The sequence below is a fragment of the Georhizobium sp. MAB10 genome (assembly GCF_045012825.1).
GTDB classification, from domain to species: Bacteria; Pseudomonadota; Alphaproteobacteria; order Rhizobiales; family Rhizobiaceae; genus Georhizobium; species Georhizobium profundi.
This window is the reverse complement of sequence record NZ_CP118314.1, coordinates 2,821,217-2,837,790: the sequence shown is the minus strand read 5'-3', so window position 1 is coordinate 2,837,790 and position 16,574 is coordinate 2,821,217. Positions and strand designations below refer to the sequence as shown.

General features: G+C 62.7%; 14 protein-coding genes. 5 read left to right on the top strand and 9 right to left on the bottom strand.

From position 1 onward, the window contains the following. Positions 1-12: 12 nt before the first annotated feature. Together rnr and topA are read right to left on the bottom strand one after the other, a co-directional pair. Positions 13-2,328 (bottom strand): ribonuclease R, encoded by a 2,316-nt coding sequence (rnr, locus tag PU133_RS13550; protein WP_404864540.1) that lies wholly within the window; start codon positions 2,326-2,328, stop codon positions 13-15. Continuing rightward, on the bottom strand, positions 2,313-4,988 hold the full coding sequence (gene topA / locus PU133_RS13545) for a type I DNA topoisomerase (RefSeq protein WP_404862129.1): 2,676 nt from the start codon (positions 4,986-4,988) through the stop codon (positions 2,313-2,315). Before topA ends, rnr begins: the two co-directional genes overlap by 16 nt. 232 nt (positions 4,989-5,220) lie before the next feature. Between topA and PU133_RS13540 the strand changes: the two genes are divergently transcribed. Further along, entirely contained in the window at positions 5,221-5,484 is a 264-nt protein-coding gene (locus PU133_RS13540) for a hypothetical protein (protein ID WP_404862128.1), read from the top strand. Here the strand turns inward: PU133_RS13540 and dprA are convergent. Genes dprA through PU133_RS13520 form a run of 4 tightly spaced genes read right to left on the bottom strand, consistent with a single transcriptional unit; the run spans position 5,434 to position 9,435 of the window. After that, positions 5,434-6,588 (bottom strand): DNA-processing protein DprA, encoded by a 1,155-nt coding sequence (gene dprA, locus PU133_RS13535; protein ID WP_404862127.1) that lies wholly within the window; start codon positions 6,586-6,588, stop codon positions 5,434-5,436. The two genes, PU133_RS13540 and dprA, sit on opposite strands and share 51 nt — an antisense overlap. Continuing rightward, the gene (gene plsY / locus PU133_RS13530; RefSeq protein ID WP_404862126.1) at positions 6,588-7,202 is read right to left on the bottom strand and encodes a glycerol-3-phosphate 1-O-acyltransferase PlsY; all 615 of its coding nucleotides are present in this window, start codon (positions 7,200-7,202) and stop codon (positions 6,588-6,590) included. The genes dprA and plsY overlap by 1 nt, the downstream gene beginning before the upstream one ends. A 14-nt stretch (positions 7,203-7,216) precedes the next feature. Continuing rightward, entirely contained in the window at positions 7,217-8,506 is a 1,290-nt protein-coding gene (locus PU133_RS13525) for a dihydroorotase (RefSeq protein ID WP_404862125.1), read from the bottom strand. Further along, positions 8,503-9,435 (bottom strand): aspartate carbamoyltransferase catalytic subunit, encoded by a 933-nt coding sequence (locus tag PU133_RS13520; RefSeq protein WP_404862124.1) that lies wholly within the window; start codon positions 9,433-9,435, stop codon positions 8,503-8,505. The genes PU133_RS13525 and PU133_RS13520 overlap by 4 nt, the downstream gene beginning before the upstream one ends. Before the next feature lie 151 nt (positions 9,436-9,586). Here PU133_RS13520 and PU133_RS13515 point away from each other — a divergent pair, with 151 nt between their 5' ends. Next, positions 9,587-11,233, top strand: coding sequence for an acyl-CoA dehydrogenase family protein (locus PU133_RS13515; RefSeq protein ID WP_404862123.1), 1,647 nt, complete (start codon positions 9,587-9,589; stop codon positions 11,231-11,233). Here PU133_RS13515 and PU133_RS13510 read toward each other — a convergent pair. Continuing rightward, the gene (locus PU133_RS13510) at positions 11,218-12,150 is read right to left on the bottom strand and encodes an AEC family transporter (RefSeq protein ID WP_404862122.1); all 933 of its coding nucleotides are present in this window, start codon (positions 12,148-12,150) and stop codon (positions 11,218-11,220) included. The genes PU133_RS13515 and PU133_RS13510 overlap by 16 nt on opposite strands. Positions 12,151-12,387: 237 nt before the next feature. Between PU133_RS13510 and PU133_RS13505 the strand changes: the two genes are divergently transcribed. Both PU133_RS13505 and PU133_RS13500 read left to right on the top strand, forming a co-directional pair. Next, the gene (locus tag PU133_RS13505; RefSeq protein WP_404862121.1) at positions 12,388-12,885 is read left to right on the top strand and encodes a hypothetical protein; all 498 of its coding nucleotides are present in this window, start codon (positions 12,388-12,390) and stop codon (positions 12,883-12,885) included. Next, on the top strand, positions 12,882-13,205 hold the full coding sequence (locus PU133_RS13500) for a DUF6105 family protein (protein ID WP_404862120.1): 324 nt from the start codon (positions 12,882-12,884) through the stop codon (positions 13,203-13,205). The genes PU133_RS13505 and PU133_RS13500 overlap by 4 nt, the downstream gene beginning before the upstream one ends. Here PU133_RS13500 and ruvX read toward each other — a convergent pair. Then, complete coding sequence (gene ruvX, locus PU133_RS13495; protein WP_404864539.1) at positions 13,172-13,600, bottom strand: Holliday junction resolvase RuvX; 429 nt, start codon at positions 13,598-13,600, stop codon at positions 13,172-13,174. The two genes, PU133_RS13500 and ruvX, sit on opposite strands and share 34 nt — an antisense overlap. Before the next feature lie 130 nt (positions 13,601-13,730). On the opposite strand from ruvX, the gene PU133_RS13490 reads away from it, so the two are divergent. Continuing rightward, positions 13,731-14,438 (top strand): metal-dependent hydrolase, encoded by a 708-nt coding sequence (locus PU133_RS13490; protein ID WP_404862119.1) that lies wholly within the window; start codon positions 13,731-13,733, stop codon positions 14,436-14,438. Between the two features lie 29 nt (positions 14,439-14,467). Here PU133_RS13490 and PU133_RS13485 read toward each other — a convergent pair whose 3' ends face one another. Then, positions 14,468-16,429: a putative bifunctional diguanylate cyclase/phosphodiesterase gene (locus tag PU133_RS13485; RefSeq protein ID WP_404862118.1), complete on the bottom strand. Its 1,962-nt coding sequence runs from the start codon at positions 16,427-16,429 to the stop codon at positions 14,468-14,470. Between the last annotated feature and the right edge of the window lie 145 nt (positions 16,430-16,574).

Genomic DNA, 16,574 nt, shown 5'->3' with positions numbered 1-16,574 from the left:
CGCGCTTTTGCCTCAGCGACGGCCGCGTGGCGGCCTTGTGCCGGGCTTTTTCGCCGCGCCACGACGCTTTTCGCCGTGCTTTGCCTTGTGGAACGATCTCGCACCCGCAGGCATCTTGCGTGGCTCGCTGACGATCTCGAAACGGAGCGCACCCGCGAGCGGGAGCGCCTCGACCAGCTTCACGTCCACCGTGTCACCAAGCCGGAAGCCTTCACCGCTCTCGCGACCCGTCATCGACTGATGGGCCTCGTCATAGATGAAATAGTCGTAGCCGAGCGTCGAGACCGGCACGAAGCCGTCTGCACCGAACTGCGGAAGCGAGACGAAGAGGCCGGATTTGACGACACCGGAGACGCGGCCCTCGAACGTATCGCCGACCCGGCTGGCCAGATGATGGGCGATCAGCCGGTCGACCGTGTCGCGCTCCGCGGCCATCGCCCGGCGTTCCGACGTGGAGATATCGGCTGCGATGTCGACCAGCGCCGCTTCCTCTTCAGGCGTGATCGCGCCATCTCCCAGCTTCAGAGAGCCGATGAGCGCCCGGTGGACGATCAGGTCGGCGTAGCGGCGAATCGGAGACGTGAAATGCGCGTATCGCATCAGGTTCAAGCCGAAATGACCGAGATTGTCAGGGCTGTAGATCGCTTGGCTCTGCGACCGCAGGACCATCTCCGACACCATCGTCTCATGCGGCTTGCCGCTTGCCGATGCAAGGATGTGGTTGAAATTGTTGGCGCGAAGGCTGCCGCGCGCAAGCGACAGATCAAGCGTCGCCAGGAACTCGCGCAGAGTTTCCTGCTTGGCCAGAGATGGTGCGTCGTGGATGCGATAGATCAGGCTCTGGCGCTTGCGCTCCAGTGTTTCCGCAGCGGCCACATTCGCCTGGATCATGCACTCTTCGATGAGCTTGTGGGCATCGAGACGCGGCGGCACGATCACCTTGTCGACCTTGCCATCCTTGTCGAGCACGATCTTGCGCTCCGGCAGATCGAGCTCCAGGGGCTGTCGCTTGTCGCGGCCCTTGCGCATCGTGCCGTAGGCTTCCCAGAGCGGCTTCAGCACGCCTTCGAGCAGCGTGTCCGTCTTGACGTCCGTTGCGCCGTCGATGGCCGCCTGGGCCTGTTGATAGGAGAGCTTGGCGAGGCTCCTCATCATGATGCGGTGGAAACTGTGGCGCAGCTTCTGGCCATCCTTCGAAAAGGTCATGCGCACGGCGAGTGCGGGCCGGTCGACGCCTTCCTTCAGCGAGCAGAGGTCGTTGGAAATGCGTTCGGGCAGCATCGGCACGACCCGGTCCGGAAAGTAGACCGAGTTGCCGCGCTTCAGCGCCTCGCGGTCCAACTGCGATCCGGAGCGCACATAGTGGGAGACGTCGGCGATCGCGACCGTGACGATGTGGCCGCCCTTGTTGTCGGGGGAGGGATCCGGCTCGGCATGGACCGCGTCATCATGGTCCTTCGCGTCCGGTGGATCGATCGTGACCAGCGCGAGATCCCGCCAGTCTTCGCGGTGCGCCATGGTCGCCGGCTTTGCGGCCTCCGCCTCGGCAATGACGCTGTCGGGAAAAACATGCGGAATGCCGTGATCGTGGATGGCGATCATCGAGATCGCCTTCTCGCTCGAAACCGAGCCGATGACGGAAAGAACCTCTGCACGTGCCAGGCCGAACCGTCCGATCCGGGTGACTGCGATCTCGACCAGATCGCCGTCTTGGGCGTTATTGGCCTGTGCCGCTTCGACGACGAGCTCGTTCTGCTGACGCTCGATCGGCATGATGCGTCCGCCACCACCGGGCTCGGCACGGAAGACACCGAGAGAAGCGTCCTTGCGCTTGTCGATCAGCTTGATGACCCGCGCGGTGTAGGCCGGGCCGGTCTTTTCCTTCGACGGGAAGATCTTCGCCAGCACCCGATCGCCGACACCGGGCGTGCGACCGGGCTTGCCCGAGCGGCCGACCGCTTTGTTGAGGCGGATCGACACGGCGGGCGCAACTTTCTGCGCGTCGTCCCATTCGGCAGGCCGGCCGATCAGTCCGCCTTCGGCGTCGCGTGTCGTGATGTCGATGAGCGTGACGGGCGGCAGCTTGTCTGGACGGACGAGCTGCTTGCGGTCCTTCTGGACAAGCCCGTCATCAGCCAGATCACGCAGCAGATCCTTCAGCGCAACGCGATCCTCGCCCTTGAGCCCAAAGGCCTTGGCGATATCGCGCTTGGTGGCGCGATCCGGGTTGTCCGCGATGAAAGCGAGCAGCGTCTCGCGGTCGGGCAGGGTGGAGTGGGCGATGGTCTTGCCTCCGGCGAAGGGTCGGACCCCTACGCCTCCTTCGATTTTGCCGAACTTGTCTTCTCGGTCGATGTCTTGGCGGCGGCTGCCTTCTTCTTCGGTGCGGCCTTCTTTTCGGTAGCCGGCTTCTTGGCCGGGGCTGCCTTCTTGGCTGCCGCCTTCTTCGGCGCAGCCTTCTTGCCGCTCTTGCCGGCGCGCTCGGCCACCAGCTCCAGCGCCTTTTCAAGCGTCACGGCCTGCGGGTCGAGGTCCTTCGGAAGCGTCGCGTTGACCTTGCCCCAATTGACATAGGGGCCATAGCGGCCGTCGCGCACGGTGATCGCGCCGCCATCGGGGTGCTCGCCAAGCTCCTTCAACGCAGCAGTGGCTGTGCGACCGCGCGCAGGGCCCTTGGCCTTGCGTTCCGCAATCACCGTCACCGCCCGGTTGAGGCCGATGGTGAAGACGTCCTCGACCGTCTCAAGGTTGGCGTAGCCGCCATCGTGCAGAAGGAAGGGACCGTAGCGGCCGAGGCCGGCCGAAATCATCTTGCCGGTTTCGGGGTGCTTGCCGATGTCGCGTGGCAGGCCGATCAGCGCCATCGCCTTTTCATGGTCGATGTCTTCGACCTTCCAGCCCTTCGGCAAGCTCGAGCGCTTCGCTTCCTTGCCGTCGCCCCGCTGGACGTAAGGTCCGAAACGGCCCGATCGAAGCGTGATCGGCTCGCCCGTGTGTGGGTCGCGGCCCAGATCCTTCGGCTCGCCGGACAGCTGCGCTTCATCGCCATTGGCGCTCTCGGCGGACAGTTGGCGGGTGAAATTGCATTCCGGATAGTTCGAGCAGCCGACGAAGGCGCCGAACTTGCCGAGCTTCAGCGACAGATTGCCGATGCCGCAGGTCGGGCAGATGCGTGGATTGCCGCCGTCTTCGCGCTTGGGGAAGACGATCGGGGCAAGCTCTTCGTTCAATACGTCGAGCACGTCGGAAACGCGCAGTTCCTTGGTGTTCTCGATCTGCGCGAAGAAATCCTTCCAGAAAGCGCGCAGCACGTCTTTCCAGGCGAGATCGCCGTTCGAGATCTTGTCGAGCTGCTCTTCGAGATTGGCCGTGAAGTCGTACTCGACATAGCGCTCAAAGAAGTTCTGCAGAAACGCCGTGACGAGACGTCCCTTGGCCTGCGGGATCAGCTTGCGCTTGTCGATCTCGACATATTCACGGTCCTGCAGCGTGGAAAGCGTCGCCGCATAGGTCGAGGGCCGGCCGATGCCGAGCTCCTCCATGCGCTTGATCAGCGTCGCTTCCGAATAGCGCGGCGGCGGCTCGGTGAAATGCTGGGATGCGTTGATTTTCTCTTTGGCGACGGTCTCGCGCGCGTTGATTTCAGGCAGACGGCCATCGTCGTCACCGTCGTCGGATTGCTCGCCGTCTTCCTTCTGATCCGTGTAGGCGGCGATGAAGCCGTCGAAGCGGATGACGGAGCCCGTGGCCCTCAGGCCAGCGATCTTGTCGCCATTCTTGGCGGCGATCTCGACGGTGGTTCGCTCGATCTCCGCCGATGCCATCTGGCTGGCGATCGCCCGCTTCCAGATCAGGTCGTAAAGACGGATCTGGTCCTGGTCGAGATAGCGCTTCACGTCATCGGGACGGCGCTCGAAGCCGGTGGGGCGGATCGCCTCGTGGGCTTCCTGTGCGTTCTTCGCCTTGGTCGAATAGAAGCGCGGCTTTTCGGGCCGGTAGCGGTCGCCGAAATTCGACGCGATCTCCTCGCATGCGGCCTCGATGGCGCTCATGTCCATCTGCACGCCATCGGTTCGCATATAGGTGATGAGACCGACGGTCTCGCCGCCGATGTCGATGCCTTCATAGAGCTTTTGCGCGACCTGCATGGTGCGCTTGGCGTTGAAGCCGAGCTTCGACGATGCAGCCTGCTGCAGGGTCGAGGTCGTGAAGGGCGGAGCTGGGTTGCGCTTTGTCGGCTTTGCCTCGACGCTTTCGACCGTGAAGGAGGCGCCTTCGAGCATCGCCTTGATCGTGTCGGCTTCGCCAACATTCGACACGGTCTGGCGCTGGATCCGCTTGCCCTCATAGGACGAGAGCCGCGCATTGAAGACGTCGTTGCGCGGTGTCTTCAGGTCGGCGCTGATCTGCCAGTATTCTTCGGCGACGAAGCGCTCGATTTCGGCTTCGCGATCACAAACGAGACGAAGCGCCACCGACTGAACGCGGCCGGCCGAGCGCGCGCCGGGCAGTTTGCGCCACAGAACCGGAGACAGATTGAAGCCAACGAGATAGTCGAGCGCGCGCCGCGCCAGATAGGCATCGACCAGCGGCGCATCGATATCGCGCGGATTGGCCATCGCATCGAGCACGGCCTTCTTGGTGATCGCGTTGAAGACGACGCGCTGGACGGACTTGCCCTTCAGCGCCTTCTTCTTGTTCAGCACTTCGAGCACGTGCCAGGAAATGGCTTCCCCTTCGCGATCCGGGTCGGTCGCGAGAATGAGGCTGTCGGCGCCCTTCAGCGCGTCGGTGATGTCTTTCAGTCGCTTGTTGGAGGCGGTATCCACCTCCCAGCTCATCTCGAAATCCTCGTCCGGCTTCACCGAGCCGTCCTTGGCCGGCAAGTCGCGCACATGGCCGAACGAGGCCAGGACCTTGAAGTCCTTGCCGAGGTATTTGTTGATTGTCTTTGCCTTGGCAGGCGATTCGACGACGACGACGTTCATGAACACGCTCAAATTCTGATGAGTGAGCACCGCGCGACCAGTGCTGGATAGTGCCGCTTGGCGGCGATCTCAGGCTCGGAGATGGACAGCAAGCGGCTTGAGGTCAAGTCATTTCCGATCACGCAGCATTTGCGCATGGAGTTATACAACCTGAAGACGCATAACGGTGTGTTGCACTTATGACTAGAACCGCTATGTTTCTGACATTGGCTTGGGATGGTTGATCCTGAGCTTGGATGAGGCGCTGCGCGCGGGAGACCTCAAAATGGATGGTCAGACAAATGGCGGGCGCAACCATGCGCATGACCCGGAGACAATAGCGTTTATCCGGCAGATGCTTGGCGAACTGCGCGTCATGGCTGAGCAGCAGCGGTGCTTCATGCTCTGCTATCTCATCGAGATGGCGTATGTTGAGGCGGGCGACATCCAGCTCGGCGTCAAGCCGTCAGACATCATCCGTAAGAAGACTGACCAGTCCGGACGGATGACGGGATAGGCGCCCGGCAAGATCAAGCTCGAGCAGGACCAGGTAAACGACAGCCGGCGGCAACTCGGTATGGCGCACGATATCGTCCACTTCGACGGGCGTCGCGCCCAGCGCCGAAACGATCCTGTCGCGATCTGTTTCGCCAGGCTCGGCCTGCAAGCCAGGTCCATCCTCGTCCCGCTCGCGCACCGAGAGCGGGGGCGCGACCGGCCTGCCGACCAGAGGCGCCAGGGCTTCCAGAATGTCGGTGCTGCCGATAATCAACGTTGCGCCGTCCTTGATCAGCGCGTTGGTGCCGGCCGATCGCGGGTCAAGCGGCGATCCTGGAACCGCGAAGACGATGCGGCCGAAATCCGCGGCACGACGCGCCGAGATGAGCGAGCCCGAGCGGGTCGCTGCCTCGACCACGACGAGGCCGTAGCCGATGCCGGCAATCAGGCGATTGCGGCGCGGAAAGTCGCGGGCGCGGGGCTCCCAGCCAAATGGCATTTCCGAAACGGCAAGACCGGCGCCGTCCGTCATCTGCTGGTAGAGCTCGAGATTTTCGGGCGGATAGGGCATGTCAAGCCCACCGGCCATTGCCGCGATGGTGCCCGTTTCGAGCGTCGCACGGTGGGCTGCCGCATCGATGCCTCGAGCGAGGCCGGATACGACGACATATCCTGCGGCCCCGACCTCGAGCGCCATGCGGGCGGTGAACTTTGCGCCCGCGGCCGATGCATTGCGCGATCCGACGAAGGCCACGGCCGGCTTTTGGGTCAGTGATGTGTCACCTTTCACCGCCAGAAGCGGTGGAGCGGCATCGATCGAACGCAGAAGCGGCGGGTAGTCCGGCTCCCCGATCCCGACGAAGCGCGCACCGAAGCGCGTTGCTTGTTCGAGTTCCCGCTCGGCCTGTTCGACACTCGCCACGCGCAGCGACCGCCCGCCACCACGTGCCGAAAGGTCGGGCAGGGCATCGAGCGCAGCTTCTGCCGAGCCACAATGGTTGATCAGTTCGCGGAAGGTGGCAGGTCCGACATTGTCGCTGCGGATGAGGCGCAGCCAGGCGAGGCGCTGGCGATCGGTGAGCGCAATCCCGCGCGGCCGGCCGGCGCCCCCATCGTGCGCCATCAGCCGCGGGCCCCGATCCGGCTTTCGGTGCCGTTGATCAGCCGGCCGATATTCGCTCGGTGCTTGATGAAGGTGATGATGCTCATGATGACGAAAAGCTCCATCAACCGCATTTCGCCCAGAATGAAGAAGGAGAGCGGAACGACGATCGCTGCAAGAAGCGCGGCAAGTGAGGAATAGCGCGTGAAATAGGCCGTTCCGATCCAGATCACCGCGAAGATCAGCACCATGGCGGGCGCAAGCCCGAGCAGCACACCCACATAGGTTGCAACGCCCTTGCCCCCGCGAAACTTCAGCCAGACGGGGAAAAGGTGGCCGATAAACGCACCGAAGCCGGCGATGATGGCGAGGATTTCGGAAAACTGTGCGGCGACGACGACCGCCAGCGTTCCTTTGAGGGCATCTCCGATCAGCGTTGCGGCCGCAAGCTTCTTGTTGCCGGTGCGCAGAACGTTCGTGGCGCCGATGTTTCCGGACCCGATCTTACGCACGTCCCCGAGCCCGGCCATGCGCGTCAGGATGAGCCCGAAGGGGATGGAGCCGAGCAGGTAGCCGAACGCCAGCGCAACCAGGAACAGGTCGAAGGGGACCTGCGTGATGATCGGTTCAGGCATGCATCAACTCCGGCTCAATCCGCTTTGAAGACTGTGGCGCCCGCCACGAAGGTTTGCAAGACGCGCCCCTGGAAGCGTGCATCTTCGAACGGCGTGTTCTTGGAGGTCGAGACGATGCGATCCTTCGAAAACACGAAGGGCTCGTAGAGATCGACGATCGCCAGATCAGCCCGTGCCCCAGGCTTCAGTGTGCCCGCGTCTAGGCCATAAAGCTTGGCTGGGCGCGTCGAAAGCGCGTCGATGAGCCGAGGGAGCGGCACGTCGCCGGAATGGTGCAGCCGCAATGCGGCGGCGAACAGCGTTTCGAGACCGATGGCGCCATTCTCCGCGTCGGAGAAGGGTAGGCGCTTGGTATCGACGTCCTGCGGGTCATGGGCCGACGAAATGATGTCGATCGTGCCGTCGCGCACGGCCTCCACCATCGCGCGACGGTCCTCCTCGGTGCGCAGCGGCGGCGACAGCTTGAAGAAGGTGCGGTATTCGCCGATGTCGTTCTCGTTCAGCGTCAGATGGTTGATCGAGATGCCGGCGCTCACGTCGAGCCCGCGCGCTTTTGCAGCCGCAATGGCGTCGCTGGATTCGGGAACCGAGATGCTGGTTGCGTGGTAGCGTCCGCGCGTCAGTGCGGCGAGGCGCAGGTCGCGCTCCAACGGAATGATCTCCGCTTCGCGCGGGATCCCTGACAAGCCGAGCCAACTCGCGAAAAGCCCGGCGTTCATCACGCCTTGGGCCGCAAGATGCTTGTCCTGCGTCTCGCAGGCGATCAAGGCGCCGAAATCGCGCGCATAGGTCAGCGCGCGGCGGATGACGGCAGTGTTGGCGAGCGTGCGCCGGCCATCGGTAAATACGACAGCGCCTGCGGCCGAGAGAAGGCCGATCTCGGTCATCTCTTCGCCGGCGAGGCCTTTTGTCAGCGCAGCTGCCGGATAAACCCGAACGATCGCCGAATCGCGCGCTGTCTTCAGCACGAACTCGACGAGCGCCACATCGTCGATCGCCGGGCTCGTATCCGGCATCATGACAAAGGACGTGACACCGCCCGCGGCGGCTGCGCGACTGGCCGAAGCGATCGTCTCGCGGTGCTCGCTGCCGGGCTCGCCCACATGAACCCGCGTATCGACGAGCCCCGGAATGACCAGCTTATCGCGGCAGTCGATGATTTTGGAGCCTTCTGGTATGCCCTGATTGTGGGCACCGGCGCCGGCCGCTTCGATGATCCCGTCCTTGATGATGACGGAACCGATCTCATCGATGCCGCGCGACGGATCGATGATCTGCGCGCCGGTGAGGACCGTGATCGTCATGGCTGCACCTCCTCGCCGGTGAGAAGCGTTTCCATGACGGCCATGCGCACGGCGACCCCCATTTCCACCTGCTGCTCGATGACGCTCTGTGGACCGTCGGCGATCTCCGAGGCGATCTCGACGCCGCGGTTCATCGGGCCGGGATGCATGACCAGCGCATCCTCCTTGGCATAGGCAAGCTTCTCCGCATCAAGGCCATAGAAGCGGAAATATTCGCGCACCGATGGCACGAAGGCGCCTGACATGCGCTCGCGCTGCAGGCGCAGCATCATGACGACGTCGGCATCCTTCAGGCCTTCCTTCATCGACGTGTAAACCTCGACACCCATGTCGTTGACGCCTGAAGGCATCAACGTGGACGGGCCGATGACGCGGACGCGCGCGCCCAAGAGATTGAGAAGCACGATGTTAGAGCGCGCCACGCGGCTGTGCAGCACATCACCGCAGATGGCGACGATCAGGCGGCCGACCTTGCCCTTGGCACGCCGGATCGTCAGCGCATCGAGCAGCGCCTGTGTCGGATGCTCATGCGCGCCGTCGCCGGCATTGACGACGGAGCAGCCGACCTTCTGCGAGAGAAGTGCTGCGGCACCGGCCGACGAATGCCGCACGATCAGGATATCCGGCCGCATGGCGTTCAGCGTCATCGCCGTATCGACGAGCGTCTCACCTTTTTTGACGGACGAATTGCCGACCGACATGTTCATGACGTCGGCGCCGAGCCGCTTTCCGGCCAGCTCGAAGGAGGCTTGAGTGCGCGTCGACGCTTCGAAGAAGAGGTTGATCTGCGTGAGTCCGCGCAGGCTCGCCTTCTTCTTTTCGCGCTGACGGCTGAGCGCGACGGCAGCGTCTGATCGATCGAGGAGATAGTGGACGTCGGCCTCGTTCAGACCCTTGATGCCGAGAAGGTGGCGGTGCGGAAAGGACATGGGCGTGACGGGCTCCGGCTTGCGGCTCGTCGCTCTATAGGCGCGGCCCGCCGCCCGAACAAGCGCCGGCCCTGCGCGCAGCCGCGCTGCTCCACCGCAATTTCTCCGTCTATCCCGCTGCAATCGCGCTCGAATCCGGTTAGGAAGGGCGATGAGCACCCGTCCCCCGCCAGCGACCCACGACGTCTTCAACCAGCCGCCGCGTTTTTCGGGGATGAATGCCTATCGCGCCGATCCGCTGCTCGTCGAAATCACGCTCGACATGGATCGCGCGCTTCGCCTCGATTTCGAGGGCGTCGGCCGTTTCGTGATGAGTGCGGAGGCGCAGGATCTGGCAAGGCTCGCCAACCGCAACCCGCCGGAACTGAAGACCCACGATCACCAGGGCAACCGCATCGACCAGGTGGATTTCCATCCCGCCTATCATGCGCTGTTGCGCAAGTCGGTATCGGGCGGGCTGCATGCCTCGGTCTGGGAAGATCTGCCGGCGGAAGCGGGCGTCGCCCACAAGGCGCGTGCCATCCGGTTTTTCCTGACGGCGGGGCTCGAAACCGGGCATCTCTGCCCCGTCACGATGACCAATGCATCGGTCGCCGCGATCATGGCGTCGCCCCGGATCGAACGCGATTGGCTGCCGAAGATCCTGTCCCGCAAATATGATTCCGCCCACAAGCCGGCGATGCAGAAGACCGGCATCACGCTCGGCATGGGCATGACCGAGAAGCAGGGCGGCACGGATGTGCGCGCCAACACCACGTCTGCCGAGCGTGTGGGAGAGGGGATCTATCGGCTTGCCGGCCACAAATGGTTCATGTCCGCGCCGATGAGCGATGCATTCCTGATGCTGGCCCAGACGCCCGAAGGCATCGGCTGTTTCCTGGTTCCCCGCATCCTCGAAGACGGATCACTCAACGGTCTGCGGTTCCAGCGCCTGAAGGACAAGCTCGGCAATCGATCGAACGCATCGAGCGAAGTCGAGTTTTCCGACACCTATGGCTTCTTGCTCGGCGAACCGGGCGAGGGCATCCGCACGATCCTCGACATGGTGACCATGACGCGGCTCGATTGCGCGGTCGCCTCCGCCGGCATCATGCGATCCTCGCTTGCCGATGCGGTGCACCACACCAGGCACCGCTCGGTGTTCGGCAAGAAGCTGGTCGACCAGCCGTTGATGGCGCGTGTGCTCGGCGACATGGCCCTCGACGTGGCAGCCGCGACAGCGCTCTCCATGCGGCTTGCCACCGCCTTCGACCGCGCCCGCAACGATCCGCGCGAAGCGGCTTATGCGCGCCTTATGACGCCGGTTGTCAAATACTGGGTCTGCAAGATCGCTCCGGCTCTGGTCTACGAGGCGATGGAATCGGTCGGAGGCAATGGCTATGTCGAGGAAAAGGCGCTCGCCCGCCACTACCGCGAGGCCCCGGTCAACGCGATCTGGGAAGGTTCGGGCAACGTCATGGCGCTCGACGTGCTGCGGGTGCTGGCCCGCGGGCGCGATCTCTTCGACGTGGTGCTCGAAACGATCGCCGCCGATCTCGGTGCCGCGGGCAGGCGGACGCGAGACGTCCTGGAGGCTGCCATGGCGGTCTGCGAAAGTGACCAGGGTGCGGCCCGCATGCTGACCGAGCAACTGGCCCTTTCAGCTGCGGCAGCGGAACTCAACCGAATCGGTGCAGGCCGCGTCGCCGATGCCTTCATTGAAACGCGGTTGGCCGGCGCCTGGCGCTCCACCTATGGCATGCTCGATTCCCGTTTCGACGCCCGCCAGCTCGTCGATCTCCTCTATCCGGAAAGCTGACGGAGCAGGAACAGCGCCAGCGGCATGGTCCCGATCGAGGCCGCCGTCTGGATGGTCGTGATCGCCGCATAAAGCGGGGCATCGCCATTCATCTGGCGCGCAAGCAAATAGCCGTTCATGGCCGTCGGCACCGCTGCGCATAGGACCAGGATCTCGAGCGTTGCGCCTTCGATCCCGATGGCGAGCGCCACTGCGACCATCACCAGCGGAAACAGGACAAGCTTGATGGCGGACGTCAGCGCTGCGACGGGGCGTGGTTTGAGAGCGTCGCCGACCCGCAGCCCAGCACCCACCATCAGCAGGCCGAGGCCGAGCGCGCTGGCGCCGATGAGATCGATCGCCGTGATCAGCGGGGCGGGAATGTCAAACGGCAGATGGCGGGCGCCGAGGCCGGCGAGGCAGGACAGGATGAGCGGGTTGCGCACCATGCGCAGCGCCAGCACCGAGAGCTTGCGCGCCCCGCCGCCGAACCACACCATCACCGCCACGCAAACGAGATTGATCGGCAGGATGATCAGCGCCATCACGAGCGCGACGAGCGCAATCCCTTCAGCGCCGTGAAGGCTGCTAGCGATGGCAAGCGCGACGAAGCCGTTCCAGCGAATGCCGGTCTGGAAGATGGTAGTGAAGCTCGATGCGGTGATGCCCTGCCGCTGCATGATCGGCCAAAGCGCAAGCACGAGCGCCATCATCAGACCAAGCGTGATGGCGACGGTCAGCGCGACGCGGCCGATGTCGAGCGCTGCGAAATTGGCTTCGTAGAGCGTCATCGAGAGGAGGGCAGGAAAGGCGACGAAATAGCCGAACTGCTCCAGCCCCAACCAAAATTCCTGGTCGATGGCATTCCAGCGCTTCAGCACGACCCCGAGCAGCACGAGCAGAAAGATCGGGATGATGCTTTGCAGGATCGGAATCATGAATGCGAGCCTTTCGAAGCCCGTCCATTAGGCCCCATGCAACGGATGAGCAAACGCGTTCCGCAATGGGACCGCCGTTAACCATAAATGACGATAGCTGAATGCCGCGATGGCCCGGAATCGTTGGCTCCCTTATGGTTAGCAGATCGTTAACGGGTTTTTGGCGGTAAGCTTTCTGCAACCGCCTTCTACTTGCTTTGTTAACGGTGCGACAAATGAGGCAAGGGCTTCCCACGCATGCGGACGATCGTGATCGGCATATCGATGTTCTGGATGGTGGAGTTTTCCATGTCCGGGCTGAGCCGCGCCGTTCCGTCGCCCTTGGGCACAGAGCCCGGCATGTTTGCTTGGTTGAGCATCCATCATCTCTTCGGATTCGCTGAATTCGGCATAGCCGCATTGTTTTGCCTGGCGGCGCTCTTTGCGCTGTTCGGCGCGGACGCAACCAAGCGCGATTCGGGCGAGACGCTTGTTGCTGCCGTCACCGGCGCATTGGTGCTGACAGCGGCAACACATGCCTTCAGCTGGCTCGAGGGCAGGGTGGATGCAGGCGTGTTCATCGAAGCCGGTCTGCTCCTGATGACGGGGGCGGTAGCGCTGTTCCTTGACGGGACCACCGTTAAAACAGCCGCTGCCGACGACGATGCGACCGCTTCCAATGCTTACCTCAAGAACCGGATCGCCGCCGCGACAGCGTCCGTCCACACCTTCCCCGATGCGAGGCCACGATCATGAAATGGTTTCTGATACTCTGGGCCGCGCCGGTGGGATCGCTGATCGCCTGGTATGGGCTTTCCTATCACGATATCAGCTTCGGATTTTTCATGCTGACGCGTGAGACGCACGATCTGGTCTTCCAAATCTATGGCAATGTGCTTGGAATCGAGCCGGAAACCATACCGCCGCTTGTTGCGCGCGCGCTCGTGGTCGACACGTTCATCGTGCTGGGCATCGTCGCGTTCCGAAAGCGCCGTGAGATCCGGGCGTGGTGGGCAGCACGGCAAATGCGCAGTACGGCGCTTCAGAGCGACGAGAGCCTGTCGAGCGCTCCCTGAAGAATGAACGCGGCCGCGGCGGCGTCGATGCGTTCAGCTCTTCTCGCGCGTGACACATCCATGCCGATCAGCGCCCGTTCGGCCGCCACCGTCGACAACCTCTCGTCCCAGAAGGCGAACGGAAGCTCGGTCAAAGGCTCCATATTGCGCACGAAAGCGCGGGTAGCCTGCGCGCGGGGGCCCTGGCTACCATCCATGTTGATCGGCAGTCCGATCACGATTCCCGAAACTTGCTGCTCCGCCAGAAGCTTGAGCAATGCGTCCGCGTCCTTGGAAAATTTCGCGCGCCGGATCACCCCGCGCGGGCTTGCCAGCGTCAGCCCCAGATCCGAAATAGCGACGCCGATCGTCTTGGTGCCGAGATCGAGGCCGGCGAGCGTGGTGCCCTTGGGCATGTGGCCGGGCAGGTCTTCGAGCGCGACGATTGACAAGATATCGGCCTTCCGGGTTTTGCAATTGGGCTTCTCTGCGCCATCTTCCGGCGCGGAGCAATAACCCCGCTCGGGCATCAGCAAGGAGATATCGATGAAACTGACCTGGCTCGGACACGCCGCCTTCAGGATCGAAACTGGGAAGGCAACGATCCTGATCGATCCGTTCCTCACTGGAAATCCTGGGTTCGCTGGTCTCGATCGCAAGGATGCCGTCCAGGGCGTCACGCATATCGTGCTCACCCATGGCCATGCGGATCATGTCGGCGATACCGCAGCGATCGCCAAGGAAACCGGTGCGACCGTCGTCGCCAATGCCGATCTGTGCGGCTTCCTCGGCAAGCATCGCGGCGTGGAGAAGCTCGATCCGACGAACACCGGCGGCACCGTCCATCATGAAGGCTTCTCGGTGACCTATGTGAATGCTCTGCATTCCTCCGCCGACATCACCGAGGATGGCGTGTCGCACGCGCTCGGCAACGCCAATGGCTGCGTCTTCCACATCGAAGGCGGGCCGACGCTTCTGCACATGGGCGACACCGACATCTTCTCCGACATGGCGCTGATCAACGAACTGCACCGGCCGGAAATCGGCATCGTGCCCATCGGCGACCGCTTCACCATGGGCGGCGCCGTCGCAGCGCTCGCATGCCGCCGCTATTTCGACTTCAAGACGATTATTCCGTGCCATTACGGCTCGTTTCCGATCATCGATCAGACGGCGGATGTGTTCGTCGATGCGTTGGAGAGCCAGGCGGAACGCGCAAAAGTGGCCGCTGCCGGCACGCTGCATCAGTTCTGATCTCTGAAGCCGGCTTCCGGCTGGAAAATCTATGCCCGCAGTGCGACACGTTGGCGCCCGGCGCTGCGGGCAAGGCTCAAGGCGTTCTGGAAGGATAGCGGGCGGTCGAAATGGTAGCCCTGGCCATAGCTGCAGCCGATGGCTTTCAACTGCGCCGCAATCGCACCGCTCTCGACGCCTTCCGCCACGCAGTCGATCCCGAGATTCGCCGAGAGATCGACCACCGACTTCACGATGTTGCGGCAGCGGACGTCGTTTTCCATCTGCTGAACGAAGCTGCGGTCGATCTTCAGCTTGTCGAAGGCCAGGCGGTGCACGTGGCTGAGGCTCGAATAGCCCGTTCCGAAATCGTCGAGCGCCACCTTGATGCCGGCGGCACGGAAAAGCGAGATCATCCTCTCCGCCGTTTCAAAGTTCGACAGGAGTGCCGTTTCGGTGATCTCGAATTCCAGGCGATTCGTGGCGACGCCCGAGCGCTCCACAAGGCTGAGGATTTTCAGCGCGTCGATATGATTGCAGATGTCGCGCGCCGAAAGATTAAACGAAATCCGGCAGTCGAGTGGCAGTTCGTCGAGTGCGTCGATCGCCTTCCGCAGGAGGATCAGCGATACGTCGTTGATCAGCCCGCAGCGCTCCGCAATCGGCACGAAGGCGGCGGGCGAGATCTCGCCCAATGTCGCATTGTGCCACCGACCGAGCGCCTCGAAGCTGACAACTTCACCCGTCTTCAGATCGACGATCGGCTGAAACGCCAGATAGAACTCCTGCCGGAGATCGCCGATCCGCAGTTCGCGCTCGATGGACGTCCGTTCATGCAGAAGCTGCGTGTGCTGCTCGGAGAAGATTTCGACGCCGCCATTCTGTTTGGACTTGGCCTGATAGAGCGCGAAATCTGCCTGTTCGATGAGGCTTGCAGCCGTCACATGACGTTCTTGCGAAACAACGATACCGCATGAGCCTGAAAGCCGTGCGATGCCGGCGGGCGTTTCGTAGTGGTCCTTCAGCGCGAGGCAGAGGGCGTTGGCGATGGTCGACGCCTCGTCCGCATCCAGTTCAGAAGGCAGGATGAAGCCGAATTCGTCGCCCCCAATTCGCGCGATCGTGGTGCCGGGCTGCAGGATCTTGCGGAAGCGTCGGGCTGTCTCGACGAGGACCGAGTCACCGGCTGCATGGCCGAACACATCGTTGACCGGCTTGAAGCCATCGAGGTCGATCAGGCCGATCACCGGAGGCTTGCCGCCTGCCGCCGTTTTCATCACCTGGTCGATTTTCTCGAAGAAGCTGCGCCGGTTGTCGAGGCCGGTCAATTGGTCCTCAAGCGCGTGCTTGGCGTTCAGGACGCCGAGTTGCTCGGTCTCCTTTTGCTTTTGTTCGAGAATGTCGGAGATGCGCACGATTGACACGAAGTTGTCGAAATTGCTGTGCGTGACGTGGATGAAGGCGAGCGAGATGAAGCAGACACTGATCGAGATGGCTGTGAACACCGGCTGGCCGCTGAACATGAAGTTGCCGATCAGGATGAAGAAGACGCTGCCTGCCGTGACCAGTGCGGCCGGCGGCAGGTTCATGAGGCAGAAGACGCAGGAAATGGCTGAAATAGACAGGAAGAAGGCGATGTGGCTCTGCTGGTAGGCATCGCCGAAGGGGTACAGGCTGACACCCCAGAAGCCGAAGCAGATGGAAAAGAGGCCGGCGAGTATGACGGTGCCGCGCATTTTGCGGACGGCCTGCTCGGGCGTCGGGCGGTCGTTGCGCCGCAGATGCCATTTGGCCAGACGGACGATGCAGATCAGCGACAGGAAGCCCGGCACGTAGAGCGTCTGCCATTGTGGGGCCGACCCATGGTGGGTCCATGCGAGTGCCGCAGCATTCACCATCAGCAGGATGTAGAGAATCGGAATTTGCCGCGTCAGCGCGGCATATTGCGCGACGGCAAACCGTTCGTTTCCTACGTCGACATTGAAGAGAAAGGACTTACGAAAAAACTGCAACACAACCAGGCACCCCCAACGGCTGCAGTAAAGAAGAGAAGCATTGAAATATCGTATAGACTGCTGGACATACGGGGATCGTAATGCACAGTTTGCCAGCCTTGCTCTCAGCAGGCGCGAACGCTATACGCACCCGCACGCCTGA

Bases quoted from the DNA above. Each gene is read 5' to 3' on its own strand.
- PU133_RS13505 (WP_404862121.1), top strand. From the start codon at position 12,388: ATGCGGACGATCGTGATCGGCATATCGATGTTCTGGATGGTGGAGTTT.
- plsY (WP_404862126.1), bottom strand. From the start codon at position 7,202: ATGCCTGAACCGATCATCACGCAGGTCCCCTTCGACCTGTTCCTGGTT.
- topA (WP_404862129.1), bottom strand. From the start codon at position 4,988: ATGAACGTCGTCGTCGTCGAATCGCCTGCCAAGGCAAAGACAATCAAC.
- ruvX (WP_404864539.1), bottom strand. From the start codon at position 13,600: ATGCCCAAGGGCACCACGCTCGCCGGCCTCGATCTCGGCACCAAGACG.
- dprA (WP_404862127.1), bottom strand. From the start codon at position 6,588: ATGGCGCACGATGGGGGCGCCGGCCGGCCGCGCGGGATTGCGCTCACC.
- PU133_RS13515 (WP_404862123.1), top strand. From the start codon at position 9,587: ATGAGCACCCGTCCCCCGCCAGCGACCCACGACGTCTTCAACCAGCCG.
- PU133_RS13490 (WP_404862119.1), top strand. From the start codon at position 13,731: ATGAAACTGACCTGGCTCGGACACGCCGCCTTCAGGATCGAAACTGGG.
- PU133_RS13500 (WP_404862120.1), top strand. From the start codon at position 12,882: ATGAAATGGTTTCTGATACTCTGGGCCGCGCCGGTGGGATCGCTGATC.
- PU133_RS13520 (WP_404862124.1), bottom strand. From the start codon at position 9,435: ATGTCCTTTCCGCACCGCCACCTTCTCGGCATCAAGGGTCTGAACGAG.
- PU133_RS13510 (WP_404862122.1), bottom strand. From the start codon at position 12,150: ATGATTCCGATCCTGCAAAGCATCATCCCGATCTTTCTGCTCGTGCTG.
- PU133_RS13525 (WP_404862125.1), bottom strand. From the start codon at position 8,506: ATGACGATCACGGTCCTCACCGGCGCGCAGATCATCGATCCGTCGCGC.